We start from the raw sequence: 20859 nt of genomic DNA, 5'->3' as shown, positions 1-20859 counted from the left end.
GCTTATGCATCGGATTTTTTTTATTTCTACTCTTAGAAAATACCTTGAGCAAGCATTGCATCAGCTACTTTTACAAAGCCTGCAATATTGGCACCATCAACATAGTTAACAGTACCATCTTCTTTCGTACCGTATCTTACACAATTAGCATGAATAGCTTTCATAATTGCATGTAGACGCTCATCTACCTCAGCATGTGTCCAACTTAAACGAATTGCGTTTTGAGACATTTCTAAACCAGACGTTGCGACACCACCAGCATTAGATGCTTTTCCTGGCACATATAAAATTTTGGCTTTGATAAAGTGTTCAACTGCCTCAAGTGTAGATGGCATATTAGCGCCTTCAGCCACACAAATTACGCCGTTAGAAATAAGCGTTTTAGCGTCTTCACCTGTTAATTCATTTTGCGTAGCACATGGTAAAGCAATATCAACAGGAATATGCCAAGGTGTTTTCCCTTCAAAATATTCAAAGCCATGTTTAGAAGCAAACTCGGAAATACGGCCACGCTTAACGTTTTTAAGATTCATGACTTCATCAAGTAATTCATCTGTAAAACCATTTTTTACATAAACAGTTCCATTAGAGTCAGATAAAGTAACAACTTTTGCCCCTAAGAACATAGCCTTCTCTGCCGCATATTGCGCAACATTTCCTGAACCAGAAACCGAGACTGTTTTGCCAACGAAAGACTGCCCACGTGCTTTTAGCATTTCTTCTGCAAAATAAACCGTACCATAGCCAGTTGCTTCTGGGCGCATTAAGCTACCACCAAATGAAATTCCTTTACCAGTAAAGACACATGCTGTGTCGTTACTTAGCTTTTTCATCATGCCTGCCATGTAACCGACTTCACGCGCACCGACGCCAATATCCCCCGCAGGAATATCAGTATTCGGTCCTAAATGACGGTATAGCTCAATCATGAGTGCCTGACAGAATCGCATAATTTCAGCATCAGATTTACCTTTAGGATCGAAATCTGAACCACCTTTCCCCCCACCCATTGGTAAGGTTGTAAGTGAGTTTTTAAAAGTCTGCTCAAAACCTAAAAATTTTAAAATTGATAGATTGACTGATGGATGGAAACGCATTCCGCCTTTGAATGGACCAATTGCTGAATTATATTGAACACGGAAAGCTCTGTTAACTTGAGTCTGACCTTGATCATTCATCCATGAAACACGAAATTGAATAACTCGCTCTGGTTCAACAAGACGCTCTAACAACCCCTGCTCTGCATATTCTGGATTTTTTTCAATAAATGGCCATAAACTCGTCATGACTTCTTCGACAGCTTGCAAAAATTCAGGTTGATGCGGATCACGCGCTTGCACGTAATTCAGGAATTCATTCAGATTGTTGTATTTCAATGCAAGGTCCTCAGCATAGTCATGAATTAAATTGGTGCAATGCATTCTCAAATGCATCATTTAGCAGCAAAATATTAAATCTCTTTCCATCAATTTTAACAATAGTTATTTTAAATTATTTTATTTAGCTTAATTATCATAAACTTATTTTTAGAAAAACTATCTAAAGATAAGAAATAGTAATTTAACCTTTCACTTTTATTGATCTATTATTGTGCAATATTAGCTACATTTTAGGTCAATCAAAAAGCCAATAAATTCGTTAAAATCCATTGACCTTACTTAGGTTTTTCTTCATTATCGCATCGTTTTAACCAAACTATTTACCCCCTATGAATTCATCTATTTCTCTCATACGCGAGATTGATGCGTTATTACCACAGACACAATGTGGTTTATGTGGACATCGTGATGGATGTCTGCCTTACGCAAAGTCGATTGCTGAAGGTGAAGAAGCAAATAAATGTGTTCCAGGTGGTCAGCCTGTAGCCGATGCACTGGCAAATCTACTCAATCGCTCTCCATTAACTGCTGAAACTAGCGTGTGGCCTATACAGGCTGATGGTCGCCCACAGCGAATGAAAGCGATTATTCGTGAAGATGAATGTATTGGCTGTACCAAATGTATTAGTGCTTGTCCTGTAGATGCTATTATTGGCAGTGGTAAGCTCATGCATACTATCTTAGCCGACTTATGTACGGGTTGTGAGTTATGCATTCCACCTTGTCCAGTAGATTGCATTGATCTGGTCGAAGACACGCAAGCCTTACCCAATGAACAACAGCGTGCCGCAGAACAAAATGATTTAAGGCAACGCTACTACTCACATATTCAACGTGAAGAAAAGCGTCGCAGTCACCGTAAAGGTCCTGTGGTACGCGCTGAAATTGACACTCAACTGTTTGCTCAGTTCTCTCAGGTACTTGATGAACTACCTTCAATTGAACTTATTGAGAAACCTAAAGAGACTGTGCCAACTGATGCTAAAACTACAATTGAGTTAGCTAAAATTCGTACTCAAATTAAGAAACTGGAAAAACAGTTAAGTGTACGTGAAGATGCTAAAAAACGTCTTCAACTCGAAGAACTACAACAGCAACTCATGCAACTACAGGAGGTCTGAATGGCTGTCAAAAATATGACGAAAAAGCAGATTCAAATTTTCTTTGAACGCCTTCGCGAACAACGGCCCTCTCCTCAAACTGAGTTAAAATATTCATCTTCTTTTGAGTTACTCATTGCAGTTATGTTGTCAGCTCAAGCTACCGACGTGAGTGTGAATAAGGCAACTGATAAACTTTACCCTGTGGCTAATACAGCCGAGAAAATCTACAACTTGGGTGTAGATGGGTTAAAGGAATATATTAAAACAATTGGTCTTTACAACGCTAAAGCAGAAAATGTCATTAAGACCTGTAAGATTTTAATGGAACAATTTAATGGCGAAGTTCCAAGCAACAGAAAAGATTTGGAAGCTTTACCGGGTGTCGGACGTAAAACCGCAAATGTTGTTTTAAATACAGCTTTTGGACAACCTACCATGGCCGTCGATACCCATATTTTCCGAGTGGGAAATCGAACTGGCTTAGCCGTAGGTAAAAATGTACTTGAAGTTGAGCACCGCTTAATTAAGGTCATTCCCAAAGAATTTATTTTAGATTCACATCACTGGCTTATATTACACGGCCGTTATTGTTGTATAGCCCGTAAACCTAAATGTGCAGAATGTGTGGTTGCAGATGTTTGCAACTGGCCCGACCGTTTTGAATTTGGCGCGCAAAAACAAATTACCATTAAAAATATTGAAGCTTAAAAATATGGTTGGGTATAGGTAACATACCCAATCAATCTTACTTTAGACGCTTTTTCTGATTACGCTCTTCTTTTGCTTGTTTTTGTACCTGCCTAAGCATTTTATAACTCTGATAACCCAAAAATATGACGAGTGCCAGACTTAGCAATACCACCAAAATCAATATGATTTTCATATTGTTCTCCTGCACTGAGTGAAAGAAAAGAGCCCTCATGATGAGAGCTCCTTGTCACAAATAATATTTTAATTATTTATCTAAAATATTAAACAAGTCTGTTTGTACATCTTCAATTGTACGTAAACCATTAAGCTTGTCATAAGTCGGTGCATTCTCACCAGATGCAGCACGGCTTTGATAGAAGCCAACCAATTGCTCGGTTTCTGTATGATAAGACGCTAAACGTTTACGGATCGTCTCTTCTTGGTCATCTGGACGTTGAACAAGATCTTCACCAGTTTCATCATCTTTACCTTCCACTTTAGGTGGATTGTAAACTGTATGATAAACACGGCCAGAAGCTGGATGCTGACGACGGCCAGAAAGACGTTGTACGATTTCTTCATCAGGAACATCAATTTCAATCACGTGATCAATGCTAATCCCTTCTTTTTCCAAAGCTTCAGCTTGTGGAATAGTACGTGGGAAACCATCGAAAATGCAGCCATTTGCACAGTCAGGTTGAGCAATACGTTCTTTTACTAAACCGATAATAAGTTCATCTGAAACCAAACCACCAGATTCCATTACACTTTTAGCTTTTAGACCTAATTCAGTACCTTCACGAATTGCAGCACGGAGCATATCACCGGTTGAAATTTGTGGGACATTGTAGCGCTTACAGATCAACTGAGCCTGAGTCCCTTTGCCTGCCCCAGGTGGTCCGAGTAAGATAATGCGCATAAAAAACATCCTCATTTAAAACAATGAATGTGAAGCCTGGCAGAAAAAGTCTCATTAATCTTCAATAGATCCTGCCCGACGTCGAATTATAAGAAAGCCACAAACAAATGTATTGTACCAGCAATAAATCCGGTTACCCCACCTAGTACAATAAGAATCCACTCATCCTCCTGAAATGCAGGACGCAATAAATTCTGAAACTCTTTTGGTGTCAGTTCGCGAATACGCTCTTTAAACATTTGAAAAATCTTCTGTGCCCGGCTTGCGTTCAGTGCTGGGTCACATACGGGTCCCATCGTAATTTCAATTGAACGATCAATCAAGTCCGTCTTTAACCTTGCGTACTCTCTTGGCCCTAAAGAAAGCTGTAAAGATGTACGAACTAACGGTGTTTCCATAATTTCGTTAATATGACGCTTCACAATGCGGCGCGTCTTGTCTTTACGCGGCCCATACATCATTTCAGTCATAATTGATTTTAACGTAATCAGATCTTCAGTTACTACGCTTGAAAACACATCAGAAACTTCTTCTTGACGCTTCATAAAAGCACCTTGGACATTATAAGTGCCAATTCGAAGAACTGGTACAATCCAAGGGAACTTACGATCTTTTGTTAATCTAAAAATCTGCGGATAACGAATATAATGTGGCTCAATCGGGTTGAATACCATCCAGATTGCAATCCAGTTCGTTAAAAAGCCCCAAATCGCAGCCCAAAAAGGTACTGTCCAGTGCCAAGGTACGACAAACCAGACAACCATTTGGAAAATACCAAAGAACATTCCAATTAAAGCACTAATATGCCAAATAAAGTTGATTTCTTTTTGACCAACTTTTAAGAACATGCGTACCATCAAACGGCGATCACCTTCCATTTGGCTCACCACCATTTCACGCATATTAACCAGTGACTCGACGTTCATGGTCAGCTCAGTCACTAATTCTCTTAACACGCCCGGTAATTGTTTATGCGCCTGAGCATAAATACGGCGTTTAATTGAATAAGGTAAGTTTTCCCAAAGTACAGCATTACGATCGATCATGACTTCATCAATCAGATGTTCAAGTTCAAACCCAACTTGTTCACCAATAATACGTGCCATATCTTCAGGATCCATTGCTTCTAAAAATTCACGCAATGAACCTAACTTAGATAAAGTATTGTCAGTAATAATACCTGAGATACGTCCAGCCTTACGTGGCACGATACCTTGCCAACCTACTGGTAATGGACCTAAGTGGAAACCCCAAAATTTAATTGGGTAAAACACCATTTTTAAAGCCATCCACACATGTGCCCATGTAACAAAGGCAGTGACTGGAATAATACTTAAAACGGCCCAAAAATCAGGTCTGTGTAAAAAGGTCTGCCACAATCCGCTGACGTACTCTAACATGTAAGACTCTCGTATTTATTTGTGCTCTGCTTATGGCGAGTTAACAATAAACTGCTTTTTTATAAACCAAAACTTAGAGAATAAGAAAATTGAATTTGTGGTTTAGTATCTGCGGCAACATTTCCATTTTGGTCAGTTAATTTTTCCGCCGCACCAATACCCACACTAAAAGTACTAATTCTTTCTGAATTCAACAACACGTAGGCCAAATCGACACCAGCGCCTAAACGGGATTTATAATCACCATCGACCTCTTTACTATCGAGATGCCCAGCATAAAAACCGATATAGTAACCATTTTTATCTGTGCCGGTAAGATAATAAGGATATCGAAACCCGACTTGGCCACCAGCAGTTTTGTCACCATTCAAAAAAGCGCCAACTTTTGCATAGGCAATACCATAAGGGTTTACCCATTCGCCGTTTAGATGTAATAATTTTTGTGTAAAACCTGCACCCACATTCCACGTAGATGCCGTATGTCCTGCTAATTTTGCTTCTGGAAGAAACGAATAGTCTTGAGCATGAGCCCAACTACTTACCGTCAAAACTGCAAGTAAGGGATAAATTTTTCTCATTATTTTCTCCATTTTCCCTAATCGTATGGTGAGAACAACCCTATTCTATTGAATGAGAGACTTTAACAGAATTATTTTGCTTCTTATATACAAGTATCTACAATTTTGTTGTCTGCAAAGTCAAAACGTATCTTATTAAAAGGCAATGAAACTTTGAAAATTATGCAATATTTTAAGCTCTCTTGCGTTAGAATAAGCAGCTATTTTTCTACCCTATGTCATTAAGTCGATCCTTATGAAGCAGCACTTTCCTTTAAAAGATATCCAGCAAGAAAAGCGCATTTATCGGGGACGAATCTTTTTTGCCGTAGGTCTGGTTATCGTTTGCTTATTAGTATTGATTAGCCGATACGCTTATCTACAAATTTTTCACTACGACGAATTCTCTACTGCATCTGACAAAAACCGAATTCGCTTGCAGCCACTTCCACCTGCTCGTGGTTATATCTATGACCGAAATGGTGTATTGCTGGCAGACAACTATCCTGTTTTTACAGCAACTTTAAGTAAAACAGATGTAGAAGATGCAGACCATGTTGTTGAACAGCTACAGCCTATTTTAGATCTAACACAAGAAGATATTGACCGTTTCAAAAGTCGTATAAAAACTGCTCGAAAAACTGAACGTGTCGCGATTAAACTTAATCTAACCGAAGCCAATATTGCCAAGTTCAGTGAAGCTAAATATAAGTTTCCCGGCGTAAGAATCGAAACACAAATGACCCGTTATTACCCACATGGTGAGTTATTTGCTCACGTGATTGGTTATGTAGGGCGTATTAACGATAAAGAATTAAAAAGTATTGATAAAGATTTATATGCTGGAACCAACCTGATTGGAAAGATTGGCGTTGAGAAAAGCTATGAAGATTTGCTACACGGAACACCTGGTTATGAATCTGTTGAAGCAGATGCCCATAGTAACATATTGCGCCATTTAGGCCGCAAAGACCCTACTCGCGGTAATGACCTCTATTTATCTTTAGATTATGGTTTACAAGTCGTTGCGTCTCAACAGCTCGCAGGCCGTCGTGGTGCCATTGTAGCGATCGACCCTCGTACTGGCGAAATTCTGGCTTTAGTATCTAGTCCAAGTTTTAACCCTAATTTATTTGTGACTGGTATTAACCATAAAGATTATAGTTCTTTACGTGATAGTTTAGATCAACCGCTTTATAACCGCGCTGTACAAGGTGCATATCCACCAGGCTCCACCATTAAACCAATGGAAGCCATGGGTGGTTTACACTACGGTATTGTAAACTGGTCAACAGCAATTTCTGACCCAGGTTATTTTCACTTACCCGGTGATTCGCATAAATTCCGCGACTGGAAAAAATCTGGTCATGGCATCGTGAACATGCATAAAGCCATCATTATGTCATGTGACACCTATTTTTATATTCTTGCCCATCAAATGGGTATTGATCAAATGAACCAATGGATGCGTCAATTTGGATTCGGTCAAAAAACAGGTGTCGACTTACCAAGTGAAAGTGAAGGTCTTTACCCAAATCCTGAATGGAAAATGCGTACTCGCAAAGCCAAATGGATGAAAGGTGAAACTATTTCCGTCAGTATTGGGCAAGGTGCGTTTACAGCTACACCATTACAACTTGCTATGGCAACTGCAATTACTGCCAATCATGGTTCTCATGTCACTCCTCACGTCTTACGTGCCACTCATGGTGCAAAACCATTTACTGTGCGTAATGCGCCTGATGGCAAAATTAACTTCAACGGAACGGATGAAGACTGGGTTCAAATGCGTGATGCCATGATTGATGTAATTCAATCAGGTACTGGCCGAGGTATTCGTACTCCCCTATATCAAATTGCAGGAAAGACAGGAACTGCGCAGGTTAAGAGTATTGCACAGGGTAAACGTTACAATGAATCAGCCCTGAGCGAACGCCAACTTGACCATGGCTTATTCGTTGGATTTGCACCTGCTGACAAACCAGAAATTGCAATTGCCGTGATTTGGGAAAATGGTCGTCATGGTGGTTCTGCTGCCCAACTTGCAAAACCTATTTTTGATTATTGGTTATTAACTCGCAAGAAAAATCCAACTCGACCAGCAAACCATCAAGTCAATGGTGGATTGATGACAGCTGGAATTAAGCCAGGTGAACTCCCAAGCGGTGGTGAAAGCTCTAGTCCAGCACCAACTACCTCAACTGCACCTGCAGCATCAACACCACAAGCTACACCAGCTCGTCCTGCAACCAATGAGGTCGATGAATAATGAAAAATCAATTACGTATTATTGGCGGCGAATGGAAAAGACGACTACTTCCTTTTGCTAGCATCGATGGCTTACGCCCCACTCCAGACAGAGTACGCGAAACTTTGTTTAACTGGCTAATGTGGGATATTCAAAATGCGCATGTCCTTGATGTGTGCACAGGCTCTGGTGCATTAGGTTTTGAAGCATTGTCACGTGGTGCTGCGTCTGTTTATATGATTGAACCAGACAAGACTCAGGCACGATTTTTAAAAGATAATGTTGAGCTATTAAAAGCCCAAAACTGTCATTTAATCAATGCAACTGCTCAACAAGCTTTACTCCGTTTAAAAGAACAGTTCGATGTGGTGTTTTTAGATCCGCCTTATAGTCTCGATTTATGGCAAGAACTCTCGAACTTGGCAGAGCCGCACATTAAAAAGAATGGATATATTTACGTTGAAGCTGACCGAGATTTATCTCAGCTTCACCTTCCTTCAACATGGCAGCAAGTTAAAACAACGAAAGCTGGTACAGTACACGCAGGGCTTTATCAAAAAGTAGCTGAATAAAAAAGGTAGCCTAAAGCTACCTTTTAATTTCGAAGTTATGACTAACTTAATCCAATCACTGCAACAATTGCCGCACAAGCACCTACAATTTTTTTGCCATATGGCACATATCGTGTAAGCACAGCACCTAATGCCAATCCACCACAATAAATTAAAGCCATAGCCGCAACCATACCTGTCACTAATGCAACGACATGTCCTGCATGTGCTAATTCAACCCCATGCGCTATGCCATGAAAGCTTGCAAGTAATGCCGCAGCAATTGGTAAAATACGATTTGATTTTGTCCACAGTGCAATTGCTGTAACAACTAAAGAAGCAACAATCCCATATTCAGCAACATTTGCAGGTACTAAACCTTGAGCACCAATTAAAAAACCTACAATGAGGGTAACACTCAAAGTCATTACACCTGCAACTTTCCATTGCTTAGCTGCTGACCAGAGTAAAACACCGAAAGCTAAGGCCATCACTAAATGATCTAAACCAGTAAATGGATGAATAAAACCTGCCATAAAACCCGAATGTTGATGGTCATGTCCAGGGTGTGCCATTACAAGTGTAGGTAGCAATGCAAGGAGCCCTATGCCCCATTTTTTTATGAAGTCCATAATCTCTCCTTAAGCTTTAAACAGCCCTTGTTTCTCGATAAATTGAATAATTTCTTCAAGACCGTCTTGTGTTTTCATATTTGAAAATAAGAATGGTTTTTCACCGCGCATGCGTTTCGCATCTTGATCCATAACATCAAGATTTGCACCGACCATTGGCGCAAGGTCAGTTTTATTAATAATGAGTAAGTCTGATTTGGTAATGCCCGGCCCACCTTTACGTGGAATTTTTTCGCCACCAGCTACATCAATTACATATAACGTTAAATCAGAAAGTTCCGGGCTAAATGTTGCTGCTAAATTATCACCACCGCTTTCAATAATAATCAGCTCCAAGCCTTCAAACTTTTCACATAAATCATCAATGGCAGCCAAGTTAATTGAAGCATCTTCGCGAATTGCTGTGTGTGGGCAACCACCTGTTTCTACACCCACAATACGATCTGGCGACATCGCTTCGTTACGGGTTAAAAAATTTGAGTCTTCTTTGGTATAAATATCATTTGTCACCACAGCCATGTTGTATTTATTACGCAAGGCTAAACATAAATTAAGTGTAAGCGCAGTTTTACCCGAACCTACCGGTCCGCCAATTCCAACTCGTAATGGACTACGTTCTGTCATGATTTTTATCCTTCTTTCCTAAACTTAAGATCTGAATAACCGTGAATATTGTGTTTCGTGTTTCATGCTCAGCATGGCATAACGAGGTAAAGCGCTGCTCAATTGCTCATCATTAAGTTTTAAGGCTTTCTCTATCGCCTGTGGCACCAAACCATGTAAATGCCATAAAATTCTTTGTCCAGCCATTTGCCCTAACGGTACGGTTTTTACCGCAGCCAGAACCTGATTTTCTAAAACAGTAAAGGTATAAGCTGTGAGCACATCAGCGTCTTTAAGCTCAAGCCGACCACAGAGCTGTGCATAGACAGGCACAAAACCAAACTGCTTTTTAACCTCAACAGTTTTTTTTAAAACATCTCTAATCCATGCATTTAAAGAAAATGCCAGCTGCTGAGATTCCGCTAAAAGCTCTTTGCTTTCTCGGCTTGCTCTATATAAATTTGCCCAAACCAGAAACTGATCTTGGTCATCATGATGTTGCATGAGACGTTTCAGTACTGGCAGCTCAAACCGTACTAACAGCATTTCAAGCACTTCTTCGAAATAAGCAATTGCTGAGGTTTCATCGTGTATTAAGCCAATATCAATGGCTGTTTCTACACCTTGTGAATAACAATATGCTCCGACTGGCAATGCCGTAGAAGACAATGTCAGTAATTGAAGTAATTGCGCCGCGTTATGAATGGACATGGTGCAAAGCTTTGATTAGGCTTAAGCGATGATCATGACTATGCTGTGCGTAGGCACCGCTTTCAGGTTCAAACGGATGATCAGTTTCTGAGACTGTAAGCCCCAGTCCTTCTACCATTTCTGCAAGCACATGATCAGGTTCAAAATATAAAGCTGTAGGCGTCAGCATTAATGGTACATGTCTGTTACCGAGGTGGTAGGCTGCTTTAAGCAAATCAAAATCGCTTGCTGCGCTGACTTGCATCAAACGTTCAGGCTTAGCATCAACACGTAGTACATCACCTTGTTGAGTTGCAATATATGAACCACTACGCAAAATTCCGGTACGTGGCAAATCAGCACCAATATCTACGCCACTCGCTAAAGTCGCCCGAAAGCGGGATTTTTGGCGGGTATCAAAAGTCAGTTCAACCGTTTCAAATGTCTGATCAGGAGAAATGTGTTCAAGGCGTTGGGTATAGATTTTCATTTAGCTTCTCTCTCCTTACTTATTTCTTTCATATATAAAGTAATGAGGTAAATCACCTCTGTAAAACTCATTAAAACAAGAAATAACGCTGCGCCATTGGCAATACTTCAGCAGGTTCACATGTTAATAATTCACCATCAGCTCTCACCTCGTAAGTCTCGGGGTGTACATGCATAACAGGACAATATGTGTTGTGTTTCATATCGGTTTTGCTAATCGCACGCGTGTTTTTACATGAACTAATTAATTTTTTAAGGTTTAATTTTTCAGCAACTTTTTCATCAATCGCCGCTTGCGATAAAAATGTAATGCAAGTGTTATGTACGCCACGTGGATAGGCACCAAACATTGGACGGTAATGCACTGGTTGAGGTGTCGGAATTGAAGCATTAATGTCACCCATCGGTGCTGCTGCAATCATGCCACCTTTAATAATCATAGATGGCTTCACCCCAAAAAATGCAGGTTTCCACAACACTAAATCAGCAAGTTTTCCGACTTCAACCGAACCAACTTCATGACTTAAACCATGTGTAATTGCTGGGTTAATCGTATATTTGGCAATGTAACGTTTAACCCGATTATTATCATGGAACTCGTTATCACCCTCTAAAGGGCCGCGTTGAATTTTCATTTTGTGGGCAGTTTGCCAAGTACGTAAAATCACTTCCCCCACACGCCCCATTGCCTGAGAGTCCGATGACATCATGGCAATGGCGCCTAAGTCTTGCAGAATATCTTCGGCTGCAATCGTTTCACGGCGAATACGACTTTCTGCAAAAGCGATATCTTCTGCAATTGCTGGATCTAGATGGTGGCATACCATCAGCATATCTAAATGCTCATCAATGGTATTTATCGTATAAGGTCGTGTTGGATTAGTAGAAGATGGCAAAACATTACTTTGCCCAATTGCTTTTAAAATATCAGGCGCATGTCCACCGCCCGCACCTTCTGTATGGTAGGTATGAATCGTACGATTTTTAAATGCGGCTAGAGTCTCTTCTAAAAAACCACTTTCATTTAAGGTATCTGTATGAATCGCGACCTGCACATCAAACTCATCCGCCACACTCAAGCAGTTATCAATGGCTGCTGGTGTTGAACCCCAATCTTCATGCAGCTTTAAACCAATTACTCCAGCTTTAATTTGCTCTCGAATTGGGTCTGGTAAACTTAAATTACCTTTGCCTAATAGACCAATATTCATCGGCAAATCATCAATGGCCTGTAACATGGTAGCAATGTGCCAAGGTCCCGGAGTCACTGTTGTTGCAGAGGTTCCTGCTGCCGGTCCTGTACCACCTCCGACCATTGTTGTTGTACCAGACATAAGCGCAGTTTCAACTTGTTGAGGACAAATCCAGTGAATGTGAGTATCAATACCACCTGCTGTTAAAATTTGTCCCTCACCCGCAATCACTTCTGTTGCAGCCCCTAAAGGAATCGTAATGTCCGGTTGAATATCAGGGTTTCCAGCTTTTCCTATTTTCCAGATTCGGCCATTTTTCAAGCCCACGTCAGCTTTAACAATTCCCCACCAATCCACAATTAAAGCATTGGTAATGACCGTGTCAGCAACTTCATCAGCTAAAAGCTGTGACTGCCCCATCCCATCACGAATGACTTTTCCGCCACCAAATTTAACTTCTTCACCGTATGTCGTTAAATCTTGCTCAACTTCAATAAAGAGCTCTGTATCAGCCAAGCGAATACGATCACCCACTGTTGGACCAAACATCTCAGCATATGCACGACGTGACATTTTCATAACTTAATACTCATCTCTTTCATTATCATTGTTATGTCTAATCCAACTTGCCCATGACGCGGCCTGCGAAACCATATACTTCTCGCTTACCCGCTAAAGCAACAAGCTCAACTTCCCGAGTTTGTCCCGGTTCAAAGCGAATTGCTGTACCAGCTGCAATATTCAATCGAAAGCCTTTCGCCATTTCACGATCAAACTGAAGTGCATCATTTGCTTCATAAAAATGAAAATGTGAACCCACTTGAATAGGTCGATCACCAATGTTAGCCACTACAACTTTTAAAGTTTGTCGCCCAACATTCAGCTCTATATCGGCATCTGGAGTAATAATTTCACCAGGGATCATAAATGCTCCTTTTATACGATTGGCTGATGGACAGTGACTAATTTAGAGCCATCAGGGAAAGTTGCCTCGACCTGAACCTCAGCAATCATTTCTGACACACCATCCATCACATCTTCGCGCTTTAATAAGGTTGTACCGTAATGCATTAAATCACTGACCGTCATACCGTCCCGTGCACCTTCAAGTAAAGCTGCTGAAATAAAAGCAATAGCTTCAGGATAATTCAATTTCAAGCCACGCGCTTTACGTCGCTCAGCAACCAGTCCTGCTGTAAAAATCAGTAATTTATCTTTTTCTGTTGGATTGAGTTCCATATCTCTTTCCTAAATTTCATTTATATTCTTTAAGCAAAATACGTGCTCAAAAGCAGCATACTTGTTTTAACTGTTTTTTAAATACGCAATTTAACGTAATTTATGTTTTCCATATTCTTGGAAATTCTTCTTCTAAATCAAACCAATATCGACGTAATTTAGCCCGTATAGCTGCAAAAGCATCATGACAATGTCGGGCATCATTTCCCAAAAAACGGGCCGAAACCACATCATCTAATAATGTTAATGTGACAGGTGCTTGCATACGCATCATCAATTCACGAATGAGCTCTAACTGTTGTTCTAAGTAAAATGATGAACGATATTTCTCGGGAGCGGCTGCCCAAAAGCTTCCCATCACAGCTTGATTGTTCATACCTAAACATGAACTAAGCCAACGGTCTTCTCCTTCAAAATACAATGTATCTGCAACCAACAATTTATTTTCGCGCCACAATTTAAACTGGTTGTAATAACTACCTTGAACAAAGCGTTCAGCACGTGCCTGTCGCCCAAGTACCAACATATCCCATCCAATAAAACTTGCAGCATTATCAAGATGAATATGAGTTTCTGAATGTGCTAAAGCCCCATCAAACAGCATCGTTTCTTGTGGAACCCACTCTAAAATGGACTGATCTTTCACATGCAAATGAATATGCTGAAAAGCTTGTTTCCCATTGGTTTTGTACCATTTCCCCGCACCTGGAGTAGTTACTACCGCATGAGCTTGATCTTTGGTTTCAATTTCAAACGTCAGATGATCTCCTCCTGCAATTCCTGCTGGTGGATGAACAATAATGGCATGACATACACCAGTCCTTTCAGGCCAGAGCATTTTTTGCACCCTAACAGGGCCATGATGTTTTCGATGACTCATTATGGTGCGTGAATTTTCAAAACAAAATCCGAGCTCTAATTGCGCATACCAAAATGGTGCTAAAGAGTTTTTTGAAAACGTTTGTACCTGATTCATTCTGGTTCATATGTTCAAAATAAGTGCTTAAACTTATAAGCAAAATACGCACCAAATATAAAAAAAAGCCAACTGATAAAATTAGATACAATTTTTCGATTTTAATGAGTTAAAAAATCATCAATGTCTAACATAAAACCACAGTAACTTATGGAATTGTTTATACAATAGCGCCCACCGTTGCTTCCATACTTGCTCTCCATGAAACTTTTTTTCGTGTTAACCCCACTTGTCTTTTTAACTGGGTGTATTTTTGGCCAATCTAGTGAGGTCAAACGTGCAGAAAAGATCCTGCACAATTTCGAATGTAAAAATGTTGAGACAAGCCAGCTTGCAACAAGCTCGATTAATTCTTACTACCAGCAATCTTTAGCGGTAAGCAAAGAAAAAGCAACTTCATACGTAGAGAGCTACAAAAATGGTGAAGAATTATTCGACATGCCGCTGGATGAGGTTTTAAAGCAACAATACCAACTCTATAAATCAGCATGTGACTCCTTAGGTGGGGTTTCAGCGCAACCGTAATTTATAAGGTATTCATTAAATCGTTTTAGTGAATACCTCCTTTTTATTTTCTTTTTAATAATTATTCAAAATTTACTCACTTTACCTTTTGTTAAAATTAAATTACATACTTAAACTTTTATTAAGCTCTCATATTTCATAGCCTATTTATTGCTTTTTTATTTATTTTCCGAGGTTTAGATCATCATGAAAAAAACATTATTATCAGTTGCACTTGTAAGTGCCCTTCTTGTTGCTTGTAGCAAAAACGAAAATAAAGCCGATACAACACCACAAGCCTCTGCTCCAGCACAAACTACTGAAGCTAATAACAATGCAGTAGATACCGCTCATACAGCTGAAAACTCACTAGATTGGGACGGTACATATAAAGGCACTCTTCCATGTGCAGACTGTGAAGGTATTAAAACTGAGTTAGAGTTAAAAGATGATAAAACTTATGAATTGACTGAAACTTATCTTGGCAAAGGTGATAAAAATCCATTTGAAACACATGGTACGTTTACTTTTGACAAAGATAATACTTCTGTAATTACCTTAGATGACAAAGGACAAAATCGTAAATTCTTCATTGGTGAAAATACGGCAACTGCTTTAGATATGGAAGGTAAGAAAGTTGAAGGTTCTTTAGCTGAACACTATGTATTGAAAAAATAATTATTTATTAATGATAAAAAAACCCGCTCATTTGAGCGGGTTTTCTTTTGAAATCAATTCTTAGTGTGCAGCGAATTGGTTCATTGTGTTTTTAGCATCATCATGCGCTTTAAGTGCATTGTCACCAGAGAAGATTTCTTTGTGATCATCACCGATGTCAGAACCAGCCATTGCTTGGTGTTTCACACAAGCGATACCACCACGGATTTCTTTACGTTGTACGCCAGCAACATAAGCCAACATACCTTCAGAACCGAAGTAACCTTGTGCAAGCTCATGCGTAGAAAGAGCAGCAGTGTGGTAAGTCGGCAGTGTGATCAAGTGATGGAACACACCCGCTTCACGAGAAGCATCTGCTTGGAATGTACGGATCTTAGCGTCTGCATCAGCAGCTAATTCAGTAGCATCATACTCAGCGCTCATTAATTTAGCACGGTCGTAAGCAGAAACGTCTTTACCTTCAGCAACCCAACGATCGTAAGCTTGTTGACGGAAGTTTAAAGTCCAGTTGAATGATGGGCTGTTGTTATAAACAAGCTTCGCATTTGGAACAACTTCTTTAACACGGTTAACCATGTGAGCGATTTCTTCTACGTTTGGAGTCGCAGTTTCGATCCAAAGAAGGTCAGCACCATTTTGAAGGCTAGATACACAGTCAAGTACAACACGGTCAATTTGTGTGTCAGCACGGAACTGATACAAACCAGAAGGTAAACGCTTAGGACGGTGTAATTTACCATCACGTTTGATCAAGATTTCGTCTTCTTGAGCATCAGCAATGTCAATTTCAACAGTATCTAAGAAACCGATGTATTGAGAAGCAATGTCACCTGGCTCTTTAACCACTGGGATTTTTTGAGTCAAGTCAGCGCCTTCAGAGTCAGTACGCGCAACGATGATACCGTCATCAAGGCCCATTTCTAAGAATGCATAACGTAATGCATGGATTTTAGAGATGAAATCTTCATGTGGAACAGTTACTTTACCAGCTTGGTGACCACATTGTTTAGCATCAGATACTTGGTTTTCGATTTGAAGCGCACAAGCACCAGCTTCGATCATTTTACGAGCAAGTAAGTAAGTCGCTTCTTCGTTACCAAAACCAGCATCGATGTCAGCAATAATTGGCACAATGTGAGTTTGGAAACCGTCGATTTGAGCAGTGATTTCAGCAGCTTTAGCAGTATCACCAGCTTCGTTTGCTTTTTTAAGCGCACGGAATAAATCGTTTAATTCTTTTGCGTCAGCTTGACGTAAGAAAGTGTAGATTTCTTCGATTAATGCAGGTACTGAAGTTTTTTCGTGCATAGATTGGTCAGGAAGTGGACCAAATTCTGAACGAAGAGCAGCAACCATCCAACCAGAAAGGTAGATATAGCGACGTTCAGTAGTACCGAAGTATTTTTTGTTCGCAATCATTTTTTGTTGTGCGATAAAACCGTGCCAGCAACCTAATGATTGAGTGTATTTGCTAGAGTCAGCATCATAAGCAGCCATATCACGACGCATAATCGCAGCTGTATATTTAGCAATGTCTAAACCAGTTTTGAATTGGTTTTGCATTTGCATACGTGCAGCATCTTCTGGGCTAATATCGCGCCAAGTGCTACCGAATTTTGCTTTTAGTTCGCGGATTGCATCAATCGCTGTTTGATATGTAGTCATGATATTGTCCTGTATTCATTTTAGGATTTCATCGATTGAAGCCTAGAGTCATGTACTTAAATTTCTTATGACACCAGCTGCTTCTTCATGAACACAGCTTAGACTTAGCCAATCAATTAATCCAATATCCTTTATTAATCTTCAGTATTTATTTAAAAAATATACCGATAAATCGATATTATAGATAAAACCAAAAACATTAACACTTTGTTTATAAAAATAAAATTATTCTAAAGGAGTATAGAGTTTTATTCTAAAAACTTAGTAAGTCTTATTTTTATACAATTTTTGAAGTTTTTCCACCCATTTTTAACCTTAAAAGTCAATTGTAAATTAGGCTATTTTTGCCAATGTAAAAAGTCAACTTCCATGCTAGAAAGTAATAAGTTATATATAAATATATTCTATTTGTCACCTTCATACTTAAAAATGTAGCAAAGACAATAAAATCGAGCCTTTGAAGTACTTTTTACCCCTACTTAATTCCTACAAAAAATGTCGTTTTTCTCATCATTTTTTCACACAATAGTTATTAGATATGGCATAATTTGAAACAATTTCAGGGTTTTATTTTCGGTATTTTTTTTATGAATCTGGAGCGAGTAGATCTTAATCTATTAATATATCTTGATGTACTTCTTCGTGAAAAAAATGTTACGCGCGCGGCCGAACAGCTTGGGGTAACTCAGCCTGCAATGAGTAATATTTTACGTCGCTTACGTAATTTATTTAATGACCCTCTTCTTATCCGTTCTTCTGAAGGGATGACTCCAACAGAGCGTGCTCTTGAATTACAACCTCGTATTCGTGATGCGCTTGCTGATCTCTCCATGATTTTGGAACCCCGTACCGAATTCCGCCCTTATACAAGTAATCGTGTTTTCCGCATTATGACATCGGACTATGCCGAGGCAACTTTAGTTCCTCGTCTTGTTAAAGCGCTCCGCTCTGAAGCTCCAAACGTTGTTCTTGATTTTCTTACACCAAGTGATGTGTCTTATAGAGACATGGAACAAGGTAAAGTTGATCTCGCAATTAATAGATTTAATGAAATACCGCAAAGTTTCCATCAGGTTTTAGTTTGGCGTGATAGTTTCAGTTGTATTCTTAACGACAAACACCCTGCTGTAACTCATTTAAATTTAAAAAGCTATTTAGATGCACAACATATCTGGGTTTCTAAAACAGGTATGGGTGTCGGTTTTGGCGTAAACCCTGATAAACAAGGTGGTTTAGGCTGGATTGATCAGGCATTAGAACGTATTGGTCAACGTCGTAAAATTTCTGTATTTACTCGCCACTACCAAATGCCAGCTTTACTTGCTCAAAACGTAGACCTTATTGCCACTTTGCCAACACGGATGGCACGTCTACAAACACAGAATCCTAAACTGGTTATAAAGGATCCTCCTTTTTATATTCCAGAGTTCGAACTTAAAATGGCTTGGTGCCCGTTGTTACATCATCACCCTGCTCATCGCTGGTTGCGCCAACTTATCTTATTTGTTGCTCGTCAAATGATTGAAGAGGAAAACCGTGAATTTCTAACCAATAATTCACAATTTTCTCACTATTAAATAAATTTTAATTTAATTGTCGATTTCAGGCGCTGAGCAATCAATCTGATTACCTCAGCGCTTTTTTATGTTAAAACATAGTCATAATAATGATGAATCTCAGGTGATTTGTGAGTCTCTTTCAAAATATCATTATCATCGTACTGCTTATCATCGGAGCAGGCTTTTTATCTTTAACTGAAATTGCACTCGCTGGTGCCAGAAAAGTTAAGCTAAAAATTCTAGCCGAAGCTGGTGAAGAACGCGCTCAACAAGTACTAGATTTACAAGAACAATCTGCTGACTTTTTTGCAGCCTCTCAAATTGGCCTAAATGCAGTTGCGATTTTAGGTGGTATTTTGGGTGAAGCTGCTTTTCGTCCTTATTTCGTGACTTTAGTTGACCGTTTCTACGCAGGTCCTTGGACACAAACGATTGGTTTTGCCCTATCCTTTACTTTAGTGACATCACTCTTTATTTTATTTGCCGATCTTATGCCAAAACGTTTGGCTATGATTGCACCCGAAAAAATTGCAATTAGTGTTATTAATCCAATTCAGGTTTTTATTAAGGTTTGTAAACCTTTAGCTTGGGGAATTAACGCAATTGCCAACCTGCTATTCCGTTTATTTAAAGTGAATACAACGCGAGAAGACAACATTACTTTTGATGATATTTCAGCAGTAATGGATGCAGGTGCTCAAGCAGGCGTACTGCAAAAACAAGAACATCACTTTATCGAGAATGTTTTTGAATTAGAAGAACGCAACGTACCTTCCAGCATGACAACACGTGAAAATGTTGTTTATTTCACCTTAAATGAACATGAAGATAGCATTCGTCAAAAATTAGCAGAGTATCCTTATTCAAAATTTTTGGTATGTAATGAAAATATTGATCAGGTCATTGGTTACGTCGACGCCAAAGACTTTCTTGTTCGTATTTTAAACAACCAATCCCCAACGCAATTGAATGAAACAACCATTCGTACTGTCTTGATGATCCCGGATACCTTAACCCTCTCGGAATTACTTGATCGTTTCCGCTCTACCAAAGAAAAGTTTGCGGTTGTTATAAATGAATATGCGCTTGTCGTGGGGGTTATTACCTTAAGCGATATTATGATTACGGTTATGGGCGATTGGGTAACCCCAATTGAGGAAGATCAACAAATCATCAAACGTGATAATAACTCGTGGTTAATTGATGGCAGCACACCAATTGATGATCTAAGACACGCACTTGAAATTGATGAAATGCCTGATGAAGAAAATTATGAAACATTAGCAGGCTTCATGATGTACCGCTTACGCAAAATTCCACGTCCAGCAGATTTTGTAGAATTCGGTGGCTACAAGTTTGAAGTAGTCGATGTCGATCATTTTAAAATTGACCAACTCCTTGTAACTCGAATTTTAGAACAAAGCGAAGTACATTCATCAATTGATGAAAACTGATTTATATTAATTTAAATACCTCACAATTTTTTGTGGGGTATTTTTTTTAATCTAAATAAATTTTTCAAATATATGTAATAATTATTTTAGATTCATAAATTCAATTTGCTGTTTTAATTTAAAAGCAATATTATTTAAATTATCACTTATATTAAATCTTAAACACTGAAAAATAATAGAATAATCTACATATCTTAATCAACATGAAGCGATTCACCCCCATTTACATTGCCATCAAACTTATGTAACTTAGCTCAAAGCAAGTCTTTAAATGGTTCTTCTTCTCATTTCATCCATCAAACCACATATAATTAAAAAAAATATCATATA

The 20859-nt window shown here is 39.2% G+C and carries 22 protein-coding genes; 8 read left to right on the top strand and 14 right to left on the bottom strand.

The genetic code is table 11. From position 1 onward, the window contains the following. Window positions 1-32 precede the first annotated feature (32 nt). On the bottom strand, window positions 33-1436 hold the full coding sequence (gdhA, locus tag RMB03_RS20490) for an NADP-specific glutamate dehydrogenase (protein ID WP_311077390.1): 1404 nt from the start codon (window positions 1434-1436) through the stop codon (window positions 33-35). Between the two features lie 272 nt (window positions 1437-1708). On the opposite strand from gdhA, the gene RMB03_RS20485 reads away from it, so the two are divergent. Both RMB03_RS20485 and nth read left to right on the top strand, forming a co-directional pair. Continuing rightward, window positions 1709-2500 (top strand): RnfABCDGE type electron transport complex subunit B, encoded by a 792-nt coding sequence (locus tag RMB03_RS20485; protein WP_311077389.1) that lies wholly within the window; start codon window positions 1709-1711, stop codon window positions 2498-2500. After that, window positions 2501-3190 (top strand): endonuclease III, encoded by a 690-nt coding sequence (nth, locus tag RMB03_RS20480; protein ID WP_017391676.1) that lies wholly within the window; start codon window positions 2501-2503, stop codon window positions 3188-3190. 37 nt (window positions 3191-3227) lie between these two features. Here nth and RMB03_RS21105 read toward each other — a convergent pair whose 3' ends face one another. The 4 genes from RMB03_RS21105 to RMB03_RS20460 form a co-directional block, all read right to left on the bottom strand. Beyond that, the gene (locus RMB03_RS21105) at window positions 3228-3365 is read right to left on the bottom strand and encodes a hypothetical protein (RefSeq protein WP_162234628.1); all 138 of its coding nucleotides are present in this window, start codon (window positions 3363-3365) and stop codon (window positions 3228-3230) included. 72 nt (window positions 3366-3437) lie between these two features. Next, window positions 3438-4091 (bottom strand): adenylate kinase, encoded by a 654-nt coding sequence (adk, locus tag RMB03_RS20470; protein ID WP_003652994.1) that lies wholly within the window; start codon window positions 4089-4091, stop codon window positions 3438-3440. Window positions 4092-4177: 86 nt separating this feature from the next. After that, entirely contained in the window at window positions 4178-5491 is a 1314-nt protein-coding gene (locus tag RMB03_RS20465; protein WP_017391677.1) for a membrane protein, read from the bottom strand. Window positions 5492-5550: 59 nt separating this feature from the next. Further along, window positions 5551-6069: a hypothetical protein gene (locus RMB03_RS20460; RefSeq protein ID WP_005042185.1), complete on the bottom strand. Its 519-nt coding sequence runs from the start codon at window positions 6067-6069 to the stop codon at window positions 5551-5553. 235 nt (window positions 6070-6304) lie between these two features. Here RMB03_RS20460 and mrdA point away from each other — a divergent pair, with 235 nt between their 5' ends. Together mrdA and rsmD are read left to right on the top strand one after the other, a co-directional pair. Then, window positions 6305-8317: a penicillin-binding protein 2 gene (mrdA, locus tag RMB03_RS20455; RefSeq protein WP_132071858.1), complete on the top strand. Its 2013-nt coding sequence runs from the start codon at window positions 6305-6307 to the stop codon at window positions 8315-8317. Beyond that, a complete protein-coding gene (rsmD, locus tag RMB03_RS20450) occupies window positions 8317-8868 on the top strand; it encodes a 16S rRNA (guanine(966)-N(2))-methyltransferase RsmD (protein WP_311077387.1) in 552 nt (183 codons plus the stop codon). The genes mrdA and rsmD overlap by 1 nt, the downstream gene beginning before the upstream one ends. Before the next feature lie 41 nt (window positions 8869-8909). Here rsmD and RMB03_RS20445 read toward each other — a convergent pair whose 3' ends face one another. The 8 genes from RMB03_RS20445 to RMB03_RS20410 all read right to left on the bottom strand — a co-directional run bounded on the left by RMB03_RS20445 (window position 8910) and on the right by RMB03_RS20410 (window position 14669). Continuing rightward, on the bottom strand, window positions 8910-9479 hold the full coding sequence (locus RMB03_RS20445; RefSeq protein WP_311077386.1) for a HupE/UreJ family protein: 570 nt from the start codon (window positions 9477-9479) through the stop codon (window positions 8910-8912). A 9-nt stretch (window positions 9480-9488) separates the two neighbouring features. Further along, on the bottom strand, window positions 9489-10103 hold the full coding sequence (gene ureG, locus RMB03_RS20440; RefSeq protein ID WP_002117800.1) for an urease accessory protein UreG: 615 nt from the start codon (window positions 10101-10103) through the stop codon (window positions 9489-9491). Window positions 10104-10127: 24 nt separating this feature from the next. Beyond that, the gene (locus tag RMB03_RS20435) at window positions 10128-10793 is read right to left on the bottom strand and encodes an urease accessory protein UreF (protein ID WP_198078899.1); all 666 of its coding nucleotides are present in this window, start codon (window positions 10791-10793) and stop codon (window positions 10128-10130) included. Beyond that, window positions 10780-11262, bottom strand: coding sequence for an urease accessory protein UreE (ureE, locus tag RMB03_RS20430; RefSeq protein WP_311077385.1), 483 nt, complete (start codon window positions 11260-11262; stop codon window positions 10780-10782). Before ureE ends, RMB03_RS20435 begins: the two co-directional genes overlap by 14 nt. Window positions 11263-11332: 70 nt before the next feature. Further along, window positions 11333-13033: an urease subunit alpha gene (ureC, locus tag RMB03_RS20425; protein ID WP_311077384.1), complete on the bottom strand. Its 1701-nt coding sequence runs from the start codon at window positions 13031-13033 to the stop codon at window positions 11333-11335. 37 nt (window positions 13034-13070) lie between these two features. Then, window positions 13071-13379: an urease subunit beta gene (locus RMB03_RS20420; RefSeq protein ID WP_003653016.1), complete on the bottom strand. Its 309-nt coding sequence runs from the start codon at window positions 13377-13379 to the stop codon at window positions 13071-13073. An 11-nt stretch (window positions 13380-13390) separates the two neighbouring features. Then, window positions 13391-13693, bottom strand: a complete 303-nt coding sequence (gene ureA / locus RMB03_RS20415) for an urease subunit gamma (protein ID WP_005042204.1) — start codon at window positions 13691-13693, stop codon at window positions 13391-13393. Between the two features lie 100 nt (window positions 13694-13793). Then, window positions 13794-14669 carry an urease accessory protein UreD gene (locus RMB03_RS20410; RefSeq protein WP_311077383.1) on the bottom strand — a complete coding sequence of 292 codons (876 nt, stop codon included), beginning with the start codon at window positions 14667-14669 and terminating at the stop codon, window positions 13794-13796. Window positions 14670-14870: 201 nt separating this feature from the next. On the opposite strand from RMB03_RS20410, the gene RMB03_RS20405 reads away from it, so the two are divergent. Then, a complete protein-coding gene (locus tag RMB03_RS20405) occupies window positions 14871-15194 on the top strand; it encodes a hypothetical protein (protein WP_005042208.1) in 324 nt (107 codons plus the stop codon). Window positions 15195-15380: 186 nt separating this feature from the next. Continuing rightward, window positions 15381-15851, top strand: coding sequence for a copper resistance protein NlpE (locus RMB03_RS20400; protein WP_004641811.1), 471 nt, complete (start codon window positions 15381-15383; stop codon window positions 15849-15851). A gap of 60 nt (window positions 15852-15911) precedes the next feature. Here RMB03_RS20400 and RMB03_RS20395 read toward each other — a convergent pair whose 3' ends face one another. Further along, window positions 15912-17516: an isocitrate lyase gene (locus RMB03_RS20395; protein ID WP_003653024.1), complete on the bottom strand. Its 1605-nt coding sequence runs from the start codon at window positions 17514-17516 to the stop codon at window positions 15912-15914. Window positions 17517-18103: 587 nt separating this feature from the next. Here RMB03_RS20395 and RMB03_RS20390 point away from each other — a divergent pair. Both RMB03_RS20390 and RMB03_RS20385 read left to right on the top strand, forming a co-directional pair. Further along, complete coding sequence (locus RMB03_RS20390) at window positions 18104-19093, top strand: LysR family transcriptional regulator (protein ID WP_003653025.1); 990 nt, start codon at window positions 18104-18106, stop codon at window positions 19091-19093. A gap of 110 nt (window positions 19094-19203) precedes the next feature. Beyond that, the gene (locus tag RMB03_RS20385; RefSeq protein ID WP_017391686.1) at window positions 19204-20529 is read left to right on the top strand and encodes a hemolysin family protein; all 1326 of its coding nucleotides are present in this window, start codon (window positions 19204-19206) and stop codon (window positions 20527-20529) included. Window positions 20530-20859 lie beyond the last annotated feature (330 nt).

Source organism: Acinetobacter sp. V91_7 (assembly GCF_031799075.1).
Taxonomy (GTDB): domain Bacteria; phylum Pseudomonadota; class Gammaproteobacteria; order Pseudomonadales; family Moraxellaceae; genus Acinetobacter; species Acinetobacter calcoaceticus.
This window is presented reverse-complemented; position numbering and strand designations above follow the sequence as displayed.

Bases quoted from the DNA above. Each gene is read 5' to 3' on its own strand.
- ureE (WP_311077385.1), bottom strand. From the start codon at position 11,262: ATGAAAATCTATACCCAACGCCTTGAACACATTTCTCCTGATCAGACA.
- ureG (WP_002117800.1), bottom strand. From the start codon at position 10,103: ATGACAGAACGTAGTCCATTACGAGTTGGAATTGGCGGACCGGTAGGT.
- RMB03_RS20405 (WP_005042208.1), top strand. From the start codon at position 14,871: ATGAAACTTTTTTTCGTGTTAACCCCACTTGTCTTTTTAACTGGGTGT.
- RMB03_RS20400 (WP_004641811.1), top strand. From the start codon at position 15,381: ATGAAAAAAACATTATTATCAGTTGCACTTGTAAGTGCCCTTCTTGTT.
- RMB03_RS20420 (WP_003653016.1), bottom strand. From the start codon at position 13,379: ATGATCCCTGGTGAAATTATTACTCCAGATGCCGATATAGAGCTGAAT.
- rsmD (WP_311077387.1), top strand. From the start codon at position 8,317: ATGAAAAATCAATTACGTATTATTGGCGGCGAATGGAAAAGACGACTA.
- gdhA (WP_311077390.1), bottom strand. From the start codon at position 1,436: ATGATGCATTTGAGAATGCATTGCACCAATTTAATTCATGACTATGCT.
- nth (WP_017391676.1), top strand. From the start codon at position 2,501: ATGGCTGTCAAAAATATGACGAAAAAGCAGATTCAAATTTTCTTTGAA.
- RMB03_RS20445 (WP_311077386.1), bottom strand. From the start codon at position 9,479: ATGGACTTCATAAAAAAATGGGGCATAGGGCTCCTTGCATTGCTACCT.
- RMB03_RS20395 (WP_003653024.1), bottom strand. From the start codon at position 17,516: ATGACTACATATCAAACAGCGATTGATGCAATCCGCGAACTAAAAGCA.
- RMB03_RS20485 (WP_311077389.1), top strand. From the start codon at position 1,709: ATGAATTCATCTATTTCTCTCATACGCGAGATTGATGCGTTATTACCA.
- ureA (WP_005042204.1), bottom strand. From the start codon at position 13,693: ATGGAACTCAATCCAACAGAAAAAGATAAATTACTGATTTTTACAGCA.
- RMB03_RS20465 (WP_017391677.1), bottom strand. From the start codon at position 5,491: ATGTTAGAGTACGTCAGCGGATTGTGGCAGACCTTTTTACACAGACCT.
- RMB03_RS20410 (WP_311077383.1), bottom strand. From the start codon at position 14,669: ATGAATCAGGTACAAACGTTTTCAAAAAACTCTTTAGCACCATTTTGG.
- RMB03_RS20435 (WP_198078899.1), bottom strand. From the start codon at position 10,793: ATGTCCATTCATAACGCGGCGCAATTACTTCAATTACTGACATTGTCT.
- RMB03_RS21105 (WP_162234628.1), bottom strand. From the start codon at position 3,365: ATGAAAATCATATTGATTTTGGTGGTATTGCTAAGTCTGGCACTCGTC.
- ureC (WP_311077384.1), bottom strand. From the start codon at position 13,033: ATGAAAATGTCACGTCGTGCATATGCTGAGATGTTTGGTCCAACAGTG.
- adk (WP_003652994.1), bottom strand. From the start codon at position 4,091: ATGCGCATTATCTTACTCGGACCACCTGGGGCAGGCAAAGGGACTCAG.
- RMB03_RS20460 (WP_005042185.1), bottom strand. From the start codon at position 6,069: ATGAGAAAAATTTATCCCTTACTTGCAGTTTTGACGGTAAGTAGTTGG.
- RMB03_RS20390 (WP_003653025.1), top strand. From the start codon at position 18,104: ATGAATCTGGAGCGAGTAGATCTTAATCTATTAATATATCTTGATGTA.
- mrdA (WP_132071858.1), top strand. From the start codon at position 6,305: ATGAAGCAGCACTTTCCTTTAAAAGATATCCAGCAAGAAAAGCGCATT.